A 14350-nucleotide genomic window follows, 5' to 3' on the forward strand; every position below is an offset into this window, starting at 1 on the left:
GCCTGCGGGGGCAGAAGGAGACTGATGGCGCTGCTGGACTCGATCGTCGGCCCACGCGATCTGGACTCGCTCACGCTCGAACAGCTGGACGATCTCGCCGACGAGATCCGCGCGTTCCTGATCGAGAACGTTGCGCGCACCGGCGGTCATCTGGGACCCAATCTGGGCGTGGTCGAGATGACCATCGCGCTGCACCGGGTCTTCGACTCGCCCAATGACCCCATCATCTTCGACACGGGACACCAGTCCTACGTCCACAAGCTGCTGACCGGCCGGCAGGACTTCTCGCGTCTGCGTGCCCGGGGCGGCCTGGCCGGCTATCCGCAGCGCTCGGAGAGCGTGCACGACGTCGTGGAGTCCTCCCACGCCTCGAGCTCGCTCAGCTGGGCCGACGGCGTCTCCCGCGCGCTCACCCAGACCGGTCGCCATGATCGCCATGTCGTCGCGGTCGTCGGCGACGGCTCGCTCACCGGCGGGATGACGTGGGAGGCGCTCAACAACATCTCCGACGACAACGACCGCAACCTCGTCATCGTCGTCAACGACAACGGCCGCTCGTACGCCCCGACGATCGGCGGGATGGCGCGCTACCTCAACCGCGTCCGCACCGCCGACACGTACCGGAACCTCCGCCGAGGCTCTGCGAGCCTGTTCGCGAAGCTGGGACCGGTGGGCAGGGCGGTCTACCGCGGCGTCCGGGGCGGAACGCGCGGCTTCCTGTCGCGGTTCACCAACAACGCCGACCTGTACTCCAACCTCGACATCAAGTACCTCGGCCCCATCGACGGCCACGATCTGGGCAGTCTCATCGAGACGCTCGAACTGGCGAAGCAGTTCGGCTCGCCCGTCATCGTCCACGCCATCACCGAGAAAGGGCGCGGCTTCCAGCCGGCGCGCGACGACGAGGCCGATCAGTTCCACGCCGTCGGCAAGATCGACCCGGTCACCGGGCGGTCGCTCGGCGGCGGGGGCGGCGCTCAGGCCTGGACCGACGTCTTCGCGGACGAGCTGGTCAGCGTTGGCGAGGACCGTGACGACGTCATCGCGATGACCGCGGCGATGCTCCGGCCGGTCGGGCTCCAGCGGTTCTCGGAGCGGTTCCCGAGCCGCGTCTACGATGTCGGCATCGCCGAGCAGCACGCGGCCGCGTCCGCCGCAGGTCTCGCCTTCGGCGGACTGCACCCGGTGGTGGCGATCTACGCCACGTTCATGAACCGTGCGTTCGACCAGGTTCTGATGGACGTCGCCCTGCACCGCGCAGGCGTGACCTTCGTGCTCGATCGAGCGGGCGTCACCGGCCCGGACGGCCCGAGCCACCACGGCATATGGGATCTGGCGCTGCTGCAGCTGGTGCCCAACATCCGCATCGCGGCGCCCCGCGACGCCGAGCGTCTGCGAGAAGAGCTGCGCGAGGCCGTCGCGGTCGAGGACGGTCCCACCGTGGTGCGCTTCCCCAAGGGCTCGGTCGCCGCCGAGCTTCCCGCGGTCGAGCGTCTCGAGGACGGCACGGACGTCCTGTACCGAGCCGGCGCCGAGGACGTGCTGATCGTCGGCATCGGCTCGATGGCGCACCTCGCCGTCGACGTCGCCGGACGTCTGCGCGCACAGGGGATCGGAGCGACGGTGGTCGACCCGCGCTGGGCGATCCCGGTGCAGCCCTCGATCACGACGCTCGCAGCCTCCCACCGGCTCGTGATCACCATCGAGGACGGAATCCGCGTCGGCGGCATCGGCACGCGCGTGCGCCAGGTGCTGCGCGAGGCGGGCATCGACACGGCCGTGGACGAACTCGGCGTACCCGACGAGTTCATCGACCACGCCTCGCGCGACGAGATCCTCGAGGACGCCGGGCTGACGGCCGCCAAGATCGCGCAGGACGTCGTGGCCCAGGTGCTCGGCACCCGCATCCCGATCGCGCGACCGACGACCGACACCGGCTCGCTCATCGTGCCCGATACGGCTCGCGCGCGCGACGCGCGCGGCTGATCCGACCCCCGCAGCCTCCGCGCTGCGGCACAGGGCGCCGACGGAAGCAGCCCCGGACGGTGGCGTCCGGGGCTGCTCTCATGCCGTGGGCTCAGCCTGCCTCGACCCCGCGGATCGGCGGGTGGTGGAACGTGTCGCCGAACACGCGCTCGGACGCGCCCTCGCGGTCGAGGTAGGGCGAGGCCCCGCCGTCGATGAACGGCCAGCCGGCACCGAGGATGAGGCACAGGTCGATGTCCTCGACCTCGGGCACCACCCCCTCGTCGAGCATGATGCGGATCTCCTGCGCGAGGCCGTCCTGCACGCGCGCGAGGATCGTCTCGGGCGTCGCGGGCTCGGAGCCGACAGCGGGCCTGAGCGCCTTCTCGGCGGCCTTGGTCCAGCCGACCACGCGTCCACCCTTGTCCTTCTCGACGACCGCATCCAGCTCGGCGAGCGCGTGGAAGTTCTCGTTGGCGTAGAAGCGATCGGGGAAGGCCCGCACCATCGTGTCCTGCACGTGTGCGGCGACCTTCCATCCGACCAGGTCGATCAGCTGGAACGGCCCCATCGGCAGGCCGATGGGCGCGAACGCCTTCTCGACCTCGGCCACCGGCGTGCCTTCGTACACCGCACGCGCCGCCTCGCCCATGACCTTGGCCAGGAGCCGGTTGACGACGAACCCGGGCGCGTCTGCGGTCAGCACGCCGTTCTTGCCGAGTCCCTTGGCCACGACGAAGGCCGTCGACAGCGCCGCGTCGGTCGTGGTCGGCGTCTTGACGATCTCGATGAGCGGCATGACGGCAACGGGATTGAAGAAGTGGAAGCCGACGAGCCGCTCCGGGTGAGCGAGCTTCGCGCCGATCTCCTCGACCGACAGCGACGACGTGTTCGTGGCCAGGATCGCGTCTTCGGCGACGATGCCCTCGATCTCGCCGAACACCTGCTGCTTCACGCCGACCTCTTCGAAGACCGCCTCGATGACGAAGTCGCAGTCCGCGTACTCGGTCTTGTCGGTCGTCCCGCGCAGCAGACCGCGCAGCTTGTTGGCGCCGTCCGCATCCAGACGGCCCTTCGCCTCGAGCTTGGCGATCTCGCCGTGGATGTAGGCGATCCCCTTGTCCACGCGCCCCTGGTCGAGATCCGTGATGAGCACCGGCACCTGGAGCTTGCGCAGGAACAGCAGCGCGAACTGGCTGGCCATGAGGCCTGCGCCGATGACGCCGACCTTCTGCACCTTCTTGGCAAGGGCCTTGTCGGGCGCACCGACGGGCCGCTTCGCGCGCTTCTGCACGAGGTCGAAGGCGTACATCGAGGCCGCGAACTGGTCGCCGGTGACGAGCTCGGCCAGCGCCTCGTCCTCCCGGGCGAACCCTTCGGCCTTCGTGCCGCTCTTGGCCCGCTCGAGCAGGTCGAGCGCAGCGTAAGGGGAGCGCGGCACCGTTCCGATCTTGGACTCGAGCATGCCGCGCGCCATCTTGATCGCGATCGGCCACTTCGTGAGCCGTTCGATCTTGCCCGGTTCGTTCTTGCGGTCGACCTTCACGTCGCCCGTGAGCACGCCGTCGGCCCAGCGCAGCGAATCCTCGAGGTAGTTCGCCGCCGGGAAGATCGCATCCATGATCCCCAGATCGAACGCCTGCTTCGGCTTGAGCACGCGGTTCTGCTTGAGGGGGTTCGAGATGATGACCTCGAGGGCGTTCTCGATGCCGATGAGGTTCGGCAGCAGGTAGGCGCCTCCCCAGCCGGGGATGATGCCGAGGAAGACCTCGGGCAGTGCGATCGCCGCGGCCGAGGCGTCCACGGTGCGGTAGGTCGAGTTCAGAGCGATCTCGAGACCGCCGCCGAGTGCCAGCCCGTTCACGAATGCGAACGACGGCACCCCGAGTTCGCCGAGCGCTCCGAGCACCTTGTGGCCGAGCTGCGCCACCAGGCGCGCGTTGTCCTTGGAGCCGACCTTCGTGATGTCGCTGAGGTCGGCGCCGGCGGCGAGGATGTACTGCTTGCCGGTGATGCCGACCGCGTCGATCTCCCCGTCCGCGGCGCGGGCCTTCAGGCCCTCGAGCGTCTGCCCGAGCTCGTGCATGGTCGCCGGGCCCAGCGTGTTCGGACGGGTGTGGTCGCGACCGTTGTCGAGGGTGATGAGCGCGAGGGTCTTGCCGGACGGGAGGCGGACGTCGCGCACGCTGGAGTGCGTGACGACCTCGTCGTCGGTGAGGGCGAGGATGGGCGAGAAGTCGATCTCGTCGTAGTTCGTCATCGTGGCGGTGCTCACTTCTTCCCGGTGTTCTTCTTGCCGCGGGCGCCAGGGCCGTCGTAGTGCGGGTTCTCCCAGATGACCGAACCGCCCTGTCCGAGGCCGACGCACATCGCGGTGAGGCCGTAGCGGACGTCAGGGCGCTCGGCGAACTGCGCCGCGAGCTGGATCATGAGGCGCACGCCGGATGCCGCCAGGGGGTGGCCGAGCGCGATCGCGCCGCCCCACTGGTTCACACGCGGGTCGTCGTCGGCGATGCCGAAGTGGTCCAGAAGCGAGATCACCTGGACGGCGAAGGCCTCGTTCAGCTCGAACAGGCCGATGTCGTCGATCGTGAGGCCTGCCTTGGCCAGCGCCTTCTCGGTCGAGGGGATCGGTCCGATGCCCATGATCTCGGGCTGCACGCCCGCGAAGGCGAACGAGACGAGCTTCATCTTGGGCTTCAGGCCCAGCTCCTTCACGGCGCCCCCGCCGGCCAGGAGCGACATGGTCGCGCCGTCGGTGAGCGGCGAGGACGTGCCCGCGGTGACGCGCCCGTGCGGGCGGAACGGGGTCTTGAGGCCCGCCAGGTCCGCCATGGTGGTCTGCGGGCGGCGCCCCTCGTCCTCCGTCGCGAGGCCCCACGCGCCGTCGGCGTCCTTGATCGCGACCGAGACGAGGTCGGGCTGGATCCTGCCGGCGTCGTACGCGGCCTGCGCCTTGTGCTGGCTCAGCATGCCGAAGCGGTCGGAGCGCTCCTTGGTCAGGTGCGGGAACCGGTCGAAGAGGCGCTCGGCCGTGACGCCCATGTTCAGCGCGCCCGGGTCGACCATCTTCTCGGCGACGAAGCGCGGGTTGGGGTCGGCGTTCGAGCCGATGGGGTGACGGCCCATGTGCTCGACGCCCCCGGCGAGGGCGAGATCGTACATGCCGATGCCGATGGATCCTGCCATCGTCGTGACGCTGGTCATGGCGCCCGCGCACATGCGGTCGATGGCGAGACCGGGCACGCTCAGGCCGAGGCCCGAGAGGATGCCCACCGTGCGGCCGAGCGTGAGGCCCTGGTCGCCGGTCTGACTCGTCGCGGCGATCGCCACATCGTCGATGCGCTCCTTCGGGACCGCCGGATTGCGCTCCATCAGGCCGATCGTCGCCTTGACGGCGAGATCATCCGCGCGGGTGTTCCAGTACATGCCCTTCTCGCCGGCGCGCCCGAACGGGGTGCGCATTCCATCGACGAAGAAGACGTCCGAAAGCTCGGCCACTCTGCCTCCAATGTTTGGGATGCCGTCAGACTAGGAAGCCGCCGACGGACGGCCGGAATCGGTTGGCCCGAACCTACGAAGCCGCCTCCGCGCCCTCCGACGCCGCTTGCACGGAATCGACAAAGGCATCCGCGATCAACTGTGCGGTTTGTGAAACCTGCCATGGTCGCGCACCGAGATCGCTCAGCGCCGTGCCCACCGATTCGGCCGTGGTGGGAGTCGGTGGCGACCACGCGACGCGGCGCAGCAGATCGGGCGTGAGAAGGTTCTCGGTCGGCATCGAGAGCTCGGAAGCCCGCTGCTCGACGGCCGGACGGGCGGCCTTCAGCCGAGCGTCCGCGTCGGGGTTGCGATCGGGCCAGGCGCGCGGCGGGGGCAGCGAATCGCCCCCGCGCAGGCGCTCGGGTGGCAGGTCCGCGCTGGCGCGGCCCTCCACGATCGCCTCCCACCAGCGATCGAGCTCGGTGCGGCTGGCGCGTCCCGTGAACTCCTTGACACCGGCCAGCGCCTGCTTCGAGGCGGGGTCGGCCAGGACGGCGGCCACGAGCGCACGATCGGGGACGAGGCGGCCGGGCGCGACGTCGACCTGACGGGCGTAGTCCTCGCGCGCCGTCCACAGCGACCGTGCGACGGCAAGGGCGCGTCGCCCGCGCACGGTGTGCAGACCGCTGAGCCGGCGCCACGGATCCTCGCGCGGGGGCTTGGGTGGGCGCATCAGGACGTCGTGGAACTCCTGTCGCGCGAACACGGTCTTGCCCTGCTCCTCGAGCTCGGCGTGGAGAGCGTCGCGCACGTCGACGAGGTGGAGCACGTCGAGGGCCGCGTACTCGAGCCAGTCCTGGGGGAGGGGTCGCGTCGACCAGTCGGAGGCGGAGTGCGCCTTCGCCAGCGAGATGCCGAGCGTCTGCTCCACCACCGCGCCGAGGCCGACGCGCTCGTGGCCGAGGAGGCGCGCGGCCAGCTCCGTGTCGAACATCTCGGACGGGTCGAGTCCGAGCTCGCGCAGGCTCGGCAGGTCCTGGCTGGCCGCGTGCAGCACCCACTCGGCATCGCCGATGGCGGCCTGGAGCGCCGCGAACTCGGCGATGGGCGGCGGGTCGAACAGATACACGCCGGCGCCGCGGCGGAAGACCTGGATGAGATAGGCGCGCTGGGAATAGCGGAAGCCGGATGCGCGCTCGACGTCGACGGCCACGGGGCCCTCGCCCGCGGCGAGCTCCGCCGCGGCGGACGCCAGCCCCTCGGCATCCGCGATCACCACGTACTCAGCCACGTCGCGTCCTGCGCGTACCGAGCATCTCGATCCCTTCCGAGCCGGGCGGGAGCCCGGCGAGCATGCACACCAGCTCCGCCCATGCTTGCACATGCGGCCCGAGCGCACCTTCGGGCGACCAGGACGCCCGCAGCTCGAGCTGAGCGCCCTCGCCCTCGTCGGCGAGCGCGCCGAAGCCCTTCGACAGGGTCTTGGTGGCCGTGCCCGACGCCGAGTGGAATCCCGCCGACCGCGACTCCAGCGCGTCCATGAGCCACGACCAGGTGACATCGGCCACGAGCGGGTCGACGCCCAGATCGGGCTCGAGCGGAGCCTGGGCGAAGCACACGATGCGCCACGGGCCGTTCCACGCGCCGGGTTCGGAGTCGTCGTGCAGCAGGACGAAGCGCCCGGTGCCGTACAGCGACTCCTCACCGGATTCCGGGCGGACGTCCCCGGCGAAGGCGAGCGCGTTCGGCGCGAGACCGGTCGGGGCGGCGATCTCGTGCACCGTCAGGTCGTCACGGAAGTCGGTGGCGCGCACCTGCGCGGCCGCGTCCGCGAACGACGACGGAGCCTGCGTGGGAGGGAGGTCGGCCACGCCGACAGACTAGAGTGGTCCGTCGATGGTCGACTCCAGGCGCGCCGGGCGGACCGGTGCATCTCCTTCTCTCGTCACCGGCATCCGCGCCGCGCTGACGATGCTCACCGCCGCCCTCGCCGGGGCGCTGGCAGCCCTCGGCTTCGCGTCGCTCCACATGGCGCGCAAGGTCGTCAAGCCGTCGCCGCGCCTGGCCGACACCAGGATCCTCGCGCTCGACACGAACGCGCAGACCATCACGCTGGCCCGGACGCCGGACACCGAGCTTCCCGGACGCTACGGGCTGTTCACGTCTGGCACGACCGACTATGTCAAGCTCGGCTCCGTGCTCGCCGAAGACCAGGAGTCCGTCACCCGCAAGCTGCTGACGCACGTCCCCGACACGGCGCGGATCTCTTCGGACGCGGCCTTCAGCGGCTGGTACTTCGACCGTCCCGAGCAGCTCCACCTGCCGTTCACGCCCGAGCTCATCGGCTCGGCGATCGGCCCCTGCCCGGCCTGGCTCTTCCCCGCCGGCGACGGCGATGTCTGGGTCATCCAGGTGCACGGCCGCGGGACGACGCGCGCCGAGTGCCTCCGCGCCGTCCCGGTCTTCCACGCTCTCGGCATCACGTCGCTCGTGGTCTCGTACCGCAACGACGGCGAAGCGCCGCGCAGTCGCGCCGGCACCTACACCCTCGGTGCCACCGAATGGCGCGACGTCGACGCCGCGGTCGGCTTCGCGCGGCGGCGCGGCGCGCGGCGCGTGATCCTCATGGGCTGGTCGATGGGAGGCGCGATCGCGCTGCAGCTGTCGCTGCACTCGGCGCACCGCGACACCATCGCGGGTCTCATCCTCGAGTCGCCCGTGGTCGACTGGCGCGTCGTGCTCGGCTATCAGGCCGGCCTCATGCACGTCCCCGCCACCGTCACCTCCCTCGCGATCCGCGCTCTGAAGTCCGACTGGGCCAGCCCCCTCGCGGGCGCCGGCGCGCCCATTCCGTTCGAGAGGCTCGACATCGTCGCGCGGGCCGGCGAGCTGCGGCATCCGATCCTGATCCTCCACAGCGACGACGACGGCTTCGTCCCCTCGGATGCATCGCACGATCTGGTGGTCGCCCGGCCGGACCTGGTCGAGATGAAGGTCTTCGACGTGGCACGCCACACGAAGCTGTGGAACTACGACCAGGATCGCTGGAGCGACAGCATCACCGCGTGGGTCGGCGCCCACGGTCTCGCGGGCGCCGAGTCCTCTCTCGAGGCGTGACGCGCCCGCGGCACGGTCCCGCGCGTCAGCGTTCGCGCGCCGTGCGCGCCTGACGCTTGACGCGACGGATCATGCCGGCCATGCCCGCCAGACGCAGCGGCGAGACCGCCCGGTCCAGGCCCATATCGCGGGCGAGGTCGTCGGGCACCGCCTCGACGTCGTCCACCGCGATGCCCGCGAGCCCCTCGGCGAGCACGGCGGCGAAGCCCCGTGTCGTCGGGGCCTCCTCCGGGACGCGCGCGTGCAGCGCCACGCCGCCGTCGACGTCGACGGAGAGGGCGATGAACACGGGGGACTGGCATTCGGTCACGCGCTCGAGCCGGTCCGGGTGCGCGGCGTACTCGGGCGGGAGCTCGGGCAGACCGGCGGCGAACTCCGCGAGCAGGCCGAGCCTCTCGGGGAGGTCCAGCTCCAGGAAGTCGTGGCGGATCTCGGCGAGCTGCGGAGGGAGGGCCGATGCCGTCATGAGGCGATCCTCGCAGAGACCGCGGCCGCCGGGCATCCCTCGCCGGGCGGACGCAATAGGCTGGAGGAGCCCGCAGCGCCGGTGATCTCCGGGGCACGTGCGCCCCCCGACCGCACCGGCGAACCCACAGGACCAGGATGACCCCGACCTCTGCCCTCACCGGAATCGTCCATCTCACCGAGCGATCGCCCGAGCTCTCGGGCGCCGAGATGGTCGCGGCCCTGACACCGCCGCCGCAGTTCGCCACGGCGTCGTTCGACTCCTACCGGGCGGATGCGGACTATCCGTCGCAGCAGGAGGCGAAGGATCTGCTCGCGCGCTTCGCCGGGCCGGGCGCCCCCGCGCCCCGCGGCGGGCTGTTCCGACGCGCCAAGCGCGAGCCCGAACTCAAGCCCGGCGTCTATCTCGACGGCGGCTTCGGAGTCGGGAAGACGCACCTGCTCGCATCGATCTACCACGCGATGCCTGCGCGCCGGAAGTACTTCGGCTCCTTCATCGAGTACACCGCGCTCGTGGGTGCGCTCGGCTACAAGAGCACCGTCGACCTCTTCCGCGGCTCTGACCTGCTCTGCATCGACGAGTTCGAGCTCGACGACCCCGGCGACACGATGGTGATGACACGGCTGCTGGGCGAGCTGGTCGCCTCGGGCACGCGTCTGGCGGCCACCAGCAACACGCCCCCGAACGCCCTCGGCGAGGGACGCTTCGCCGCCCAGGACTTCCTGCGCGAGATCCACGCGATGGCCGCGAGCTTCCAGACCATCCGCATCGACGGCACCGACTACCGCCATCGCGCCGTCGACGGACACGCGGCCACACTGTCGGACCAGGCCTACGCCGAGACGATCGCGGCGGCTTCCGGGACCGCCCTCGTCTCGGACGACGACTTCACCTCGCTCGTGACCCATCTCGCGCGCGTGCACCCGTCGCGCTACATCCGACTGCTCGACGACGTCGGCGTCCTCGGCCTGCGCGACGTGACGGTGTTCGACGATCAGTCGGCCGCGCTGCGGTTCGTCGCGTTCATCGACCGGGTCTACGACGCCCAGATCCCGATCCGCGCCACCGGAGAGTCGCTCGACAGTGTGTTCGGCGAGGAGATGCTCGCCGGCGGCTACCGCAAGAAGTATCTGCGTGCGATCTCGCGCCTGGTCGCTTCTACTCTCGCCTGATCGCCGGCACGTCACGGGGTCGCCTGTTCACGGTTCGTTCGCGTCTGGCCGAAACCTGATGTTTACACAGATGCGGCCGTCGTAACACTCACGAAACACGACACGCACGCCGCACGAAACCCCGGCTCGCGAGACTGGCTTCGCCTGGACGGCCGCGACCCGACTCAGCGGCGGCTTCGGCACCTCGAGTAACACGACACATGGATGAGGAATCTCATGGATAGCGGAAATCTTGCGTGGCTTATCACCGCGTCTGCGCTCGTGCTGTTGATGACGCCCGGCGTGGCGTTCTTCTACGGCGGCCTCGTGAAGGCCAAGAGCGTCGTCAGCATGATGATGATGAGCTTCGGCGCCCTGGGGCTGATCAGCGTTCTCTGGATCCTCTACGGATTCAACATGAGCGCGGTCGAGAGCACCTGGTCCTTCGCCGGCAACCCCTTCTCGGACTTCGGCATCGGCGGCCTGTCGAGCGACGACTACGTGGGTGCGCTCTTCGGCGCCACCTTCGCGATCATCACGGTCGCCCTGATCTCGGGCGCGATCGCTGACCGCGCCAAGTTCGGCGCGTGGATGATCTTCGCCGGCATCTGGGCCTCGCTGGTCTACTTCCCGGTCGCGGCCTGGGTCTGGGGCGGTGGCTGGATCTACAACCTCGGCACCGAGATGGGCTTCTCGACCGAGGTCATCGACTACGCCGGTGGTACCGCCGTGCACATCAACGCCGGTGCTGCGGCCCTGGCCCTCGCGCTCGTCCTCGGCAAGCGCATCGGCTTCCAGAAGGGCATCCAGAAGCCCCACAACGTGCCGCTCGTCCTGCTGGGCGCGTCGCTGCTGTGGTTCGGCTGGTTCGGCTTCAACGGCGGCGCCGAGGGCCTGGGTGCCCTGGGCACCGAGGACTCGGTCGTCGGTCTGATCGTCATCAACACCCTCGGCGCGACCGCCGCCGCCATCATCGGCTGGCTGATCGTCGAGAAGCTCAAGGACGGCAAGGCCACCTCGGTCGGCGCCGGCTCGGGCGCTGTCGCCGGTCTCGTCGCCATCACCCCGGCGTGCGCCAACCTGACCCCCGGCTGGGCTCTTCTGCTCGGTGTCGTCGTCGGTGCCGTCTGCGCCCTGGCGATCGAGCTGAAGTGGAAGCTCGGCTACGACGACTCGCTCGACGTCGTGGGCATCCACCTCGTCGGTGGTCTCATCGGTACGCTCTACCTCGGCTTCTTCGCGACCGAGACGGGCCTCTTCCTGGGTGGCAACTACGAGCAGCTCGTGCTGCAGCTCATCGCCGCCGCCGGCGTCCTGGTCTACTCGTTCGTGGTCGCGTTCATCGTCGGCTTCGCCATCGAGAAGACCCTCGGATTCCGCATCAAGAACGAGGACGAGATCGCCGGCGTCGACACGGTCGTCCACGGCGAGGAGGGCTACCTCCTCGACGAGCGGGTCTGATCCTCTCTCACAGCACGGAAGGGCGTCGTGGCTTCGGCCGCGGCGCCCTTCCGCATGTCCGCGCGTCGCCTTCCGGGGGAGCGCGGCTAGTCTGTGACCGTGAAAGGACCCTGGCTGCTGCTCGGAGGGCTGCTGGTGCTCGCGGTGGTGTCGTGGGGCTTCGCCGGTGAGCCGGCGGCCCCGTTCTTCGTCTACGGGGCCTACATCCTCGCGGCCGCCGGCCTGATCGTCACCACGCAGGAGGTGCTGGCGCGCCATCGCGCCCGACGCGAGCGCGACGGCCGCTGATCCACGCAGGCGGGCGCCGAAACGACGAGACCCCCGGCGAACCGGGGGTCTTGCAGTGGGCGATACCAGACTCGAACTGATGACCTCTTCCGTGTGAAGGAAGCGCGCTACCAACTGCGCCAATCGCCCTCGCCCCGCGAGGGGGCCGAGTAACGATGTTAGCGGATGCGGGACGCTGCGACGAATCGAGAACCGAGACACGCGCGGGCCCGCGCCGGTTTGGCGGATGCGCTCCGATCGGCTAAAGTCGATCAAGTCGCCGGGGAGATCTCGGGGGCGAAAATGCGGATGTAGCGCAGTTGGTAGCGCATCACCTTGCCAAGGTGAGGGTCGCGAGTTCGAGTCTCGTCATCCGCTCGAGTGCGGGGATCGCCACACGGAGAATTCCGAAAGCCGATCACGACACGTGGGTCGAACCACACACGGTGGCGTGGCCGAGCGGCTAGGCACCGGCCTGCAAAGCCGTTTACACGGGTTCGAATCCCGTCGCCACCTCACTTCACAACTGAACAGCCTTCACAGGCGCGATTGGCGCAGCGGTAGCGCGCTTCCCTGACACGGAAGAGGTCACTGGTTCGATCCCAGTATCGCGCACGGACAGCCCCCTTCAACGGGGGCTTTCTCATCGGACGGCGCAGCCGCCCGATGCGCGGATGTAGCGCAGTTGGTAGCGCATCACCTTGCCAAGGTGAGGGTCGCGAGTTCGAGTCTCGTCATCCGCTCCACTCTTCCTGTTGCCGACGGGAGCGTTCATGTCGATCGCCGACACGATCCGTGAACGCCTCGCCGCCGCCGGCGATCCGGACCGCGCGGCCGGCCAGCAGGCCTACATGCGTTCCGCCATGCGCTTCCGCGGCGTGCGCCTGCCCGATGTGCGGACCATCGCGAAGCACGCGCTGCCGGACCGCCCTGAGCCCGAGGCTCTCCTGAACGCCGCCACCGACCTGTGGGACGACGCGGCGTACCGCGAGGAGCGCTACGCCGCCCTCGCGATCATCGCGCACCGGCGGCTGCGCGGCGACCGGCGCGTCGTGCCGCTGATCGAGCACATGGTGCGCTCCGGGCGGTGGTGGGACATCACCGACGACGCGGCGCATCGCGTGCGCGACCTGCTCGACGCGGCACCCGGCGAGACGGCGCGGCTCATCCGGGGCTGGAGCGTCGACGACGACCTGTGGATGCGCCGCCTCGCGATCATCTCGCAGCTCGGACGCCGGGACCGCACCGACGCGGTCCTCCTCGCCGACGTCCTGGAGCCGAACCTGGGCGACTCGGACGTCTTCATCCGAAAGGCCGTCGGCTGGGCGCTCCGGGATTACGCCCGCGCCGCGCCCGACTGGGTGCGCTCGTACGTCGACGCGCATGAGTTGAGTCCCCTCAGCCGCCGCGAGGCCCTCCGGCACCTCTGACCTGTCCGGCCCGCGCCACACATCGTGGTGAGCGAGGTCACACGACGCGGGAGCGGTGGCCTACGAGCGTCGGGGTCTCGTGGTTCTTCGGCGCACTTTCTCTGCTCGGCCGGGCAGCGGCGTCCACCGTCGATGTGCGCTCGACGATCACGTTGTTCACACAAGCCACATGGGCCCGATACAACACTTTTGTCTCGATAATCACTTTGTCACCTCTAGACACAGCATTCACACAGCTGATAGGACTGGCGCAGGGGAGACCGGGCGAGCACGGCGCACGGGCGCACCGCCCGCACGGCTCCCGGCCCCGCACTCTCGCCGAAGGAGATCGACCGATGAACGCCACGCTCCGCCTGCCCAGACCCGTCCTCGCGATCTTCACGATCATGGTCGCGCTCCTCCTCGCCGTGCCGCTGACCGGTGCAGCCGGCGGCAACAGCCCGAACGCCAAGATGTGTCAGCAGGGCGGCTGGGAGGAATCCTCGCCGGTGGAGAGCCGCTGGGCCGGGTTCGACTCCCAGCCGGACTGCACGACGTACGGCGCGAGGGGCGGCGAGGTCGTCGAGACGCCCGACGACCACGGATACGTGCGTCTCGAGATGCTCGAGAGCGGCTTCTGCATGGCGGTGTTCGAGATCGACCCGAGCTTCGTGCCGCTCGGTTCGACGGTCACGGTCGCCGCGACCATCGACACCGACCCGGTCGTCCTGCAGTTCAGGACCACGTGGGGGGAGCCCGAGTTCCCTCGATACGCCATCGGGTGGGCGCCCGGCCGGACCATCGCGATCCTGGACGCCTTCACCGCATCCACGTCCCAGTGGTATTACGTCCTGCCCGGGGAGGAGCCCGTGCACTTCGACGCGGACTTCGATCCGACGCCCTGCGGTTCGCCGCTCTGACCTCCATCGCAGTCCGCGGCGCCCCGACCTGCCGGCCGGGGCGCCGCGGTGCGTCCGGGCCTCTCATGCCCGATCAGCGCCGTTCGTCGGTCACCGTCCCGATCGCCCCCG

At 69.8% G+C, this 14350-nt stretch carries 12 protein-coding genes and 5 tRNA genes; 11 read left to right on the forward strand and 6 right to left on the reverse strand.

What is annotated here, in order from left to right:
• The first annotated feature begins 24 nt into the window (after positions 1-24).
• Entirely contained in the window at positions 25-1986 is a 1962-nt protein-coding gene (gene dxs, locus P0L94_04900; GenBank protein WES65410.1) for a 1-deoxy-D-xylulose-5-phosphate synthase, read from the forward strand.
• Between the two features lie 91 nt (positions 1987-2077).
• Here the strand turns inward: dxs and P0L94_04905 are convergent, their stop codons facing one another.
• The 4 genes from P0L94_04905 to P0L94_04920 all read right to left on the reverse strand — a co-directional run bounded on the left by P0L94_04905 (position 2078) and on the right by P0L94_04920 (position 7319).
• Entirely contained in the window at positions 2078-4240 is a 2163-nt protein-coding gene (locus P0L94_04905; GenBank protein ID WES65411.1) for a 3-hydroxyacyl-CoA dehydrogenase NAD-binding domain-containing protein, read from the reverse strand.
• On the reverse strand, positions 4237-5466 hold the full coding sequence (locus P0L94_04910) for a thiolase family protein (GenBank protein WES65412.1): 1230 nt from the start codon (positions 5464-5466) through the stop codon (positions 4237-4239). Before P0L94_04910 ends, P0L94_04905 begins: the two co-directional genes overlap by 4 nt.
• A gap of 73 nt (positions 5467-5539) precedes the next feature.
• Positions 5540-6739 (reverse strand): HRDC domain-containing protein, encoded by a 1200-nt coding sequence (locus P0L94_04915; protein WES65413.1) that lies wholly within the window; start codon positions 6737-6739, stop codon positions 5540-5542.
• Positions 6732-7319 carry a DUF3000 domain-containing protein gene (locus P0L94_04920; protein ID WES65414.1) on the reverse strand — a complete coding sequence of 196 codons (588 nt, stop codon included), beginning with the start codon at positions 7317-7319 and terminating at the stop codon, positions 6732-6734. The genes P0L94_04915 and P0L94_04920 overlap by 8 nt, the downstream gene beginning before the upstream one ends.
• A 25-nt stretch (positions 7320-7344) precedes the next feature.
• On the opposite strand from P0L94_04920, the gene P0L94_04925 reads away from it, so the two are divergent.
• Positions 7345-8565 carry an alpha/beta fold hydrolase gene (locus tag P0L94_04925; GenBank protein WES65415.1) on the forward strand — a complete coding sequence of 407 codons (1221 nt, stop codon included), beginning with the start codon at positions 7345-7347 and terminating at the stop codon, positions 8563-8565.
• A 25-nt stretch (positions 8566-8590) separates the two neighbouring features.
• Here the strand turns inward: P0L94_04925 and P0L94_04930 are convergent, their stop codons facing one another.
• Positions 8591-9031 carry a SufE family protein gene (locus tag P0L94_04930; protein WES65416.1) on the reverse strand — a complete coding sequence of 147 codons (441 nt, stop codon included), beginning with the start codon at positions 9029-9031 and terminating at the stop codon, positions 8591-8593.
• A gap of 137 nt (positions 9032-9168) precedes the next feature.
• On the opposite strand from P0L94_04930, the gene zapE reads away from it, so the two are divergent.
• The 3 genes from zapE to P0L94_04945 all read left to right on the forward strand — a co-directional run bounded on the left by zapE (position 9169) and on the right by P0L94_04945 (position 11931).
• Positions 9169-10203 carry a cell division protein ZapE gene (gene zapE, locus P0L94_04935; protein WES65417.1) on the forward strand — a complete coding sequence of 345 codons (1035 nt, stop codon included), beginning with the start codon at positions 9169-9171 and terminating at the stop codon, positions 10201-10203.
• A 216-nt stretch (positions 10204-10419) separates the two neighbouring features.
• Positions 10420-11643: an ammonium transporter gene (locus P0L94_04940; GenBank protein ID WES65418.1), complete on the forward strand. Its 1224-nt coding sequence runs from the start codon at positions 10420-10422 to the stop codon at positions 11641-11643.
• A gap of 99 nt (positions 11644-11742) precedes the next feature.
• The gene (locus tag P0L94_04945; GenBank protein WES65419.1) at positions 11743-11931 is read left to right on the forward strand and encodes a hypothetical protein; all 189 of its coding nucleotides are present in this window, start codon (positions 11743-11745) and stop codon (positions 11929-11931) included.
• Positions 11932-11987: 56 nt separating this feature from the next.
• Here the strand turns inward: P0L94_04945 and P0L94_04950 are convergent.
• Positions 11988-12060, reverse strand: a tRNA-Val gene (locus tag P0L94_04950).
• Between the two features lie 155 nt (positions 12061-12215).
• Between P0L94_04950 and P0L94_04955 the strand changes: the two genes are divergently transcribed.
• The 6 genes from P0L94_04955 to P0L94_04980 all read left to right on the forward strand — a co-directional run bounded on the left by P0L94_04955 (position 12216) and on the right by P0L94_04980 (position 14239).
• Positions 12216-12288, forward strand: a tRNA-Gly gene (locus P0L94_04955).
• 67 nt (positions 12289-12355) lie between these two features.
• Positions 12356-12426: transfer RNA gene (locus P0L94_04960), tRNA-Cys, on the forward strand.
• Positions 12427-12453: 27 nt separating this feature from the next.
• Positions 12454-12525: transfer RNA gene (locus P0L94_04965), tRNA-Val, on the forward strand.
• Between the two features lie 55 nt (positions 12526-12580).
• A tRNA-Gly gene (locus P0L94_04970) sits at positions 12581-12656 on the forward strand.
• A gap of 27 nt (positions 12657-12683) precedes the next feature.
• Positions 12684-13340 carry a DNA alkylation repair protein gene (locus P0L94_04975; protein WES65420.1) on the forward strand — a complete coding sequence of 219 codons (657 nt, stop codon included), beginning with the start codon at positions 12684-12686 and terminating at the stop codon, positions 13338-13340.
• Between the two features lie 335 nt (positions 13341-13675).
• The gene (locus P0L94_04980) at positions 13676-14239 is read left to right on the forward strand and encodes a hypothetical protein (GenBank protein WES65421.1); all 564 of its coding nucleotides are present in this window, start codon (positions 13676-13678) and stop codon (positions 14237-14239) included.
• The last annotated feature ends 111 nt before the right edge of the window (positions 14240-14350 follow it).

This window comes from Microbacter sp. GSS18 (assembly GCA_029319145.1).
Taxonomy (GTDB): Bacteria; Actinomycetota; Actinomycetes; order Actinomycetales; family Microbacteriaceae; genus Microbacterium.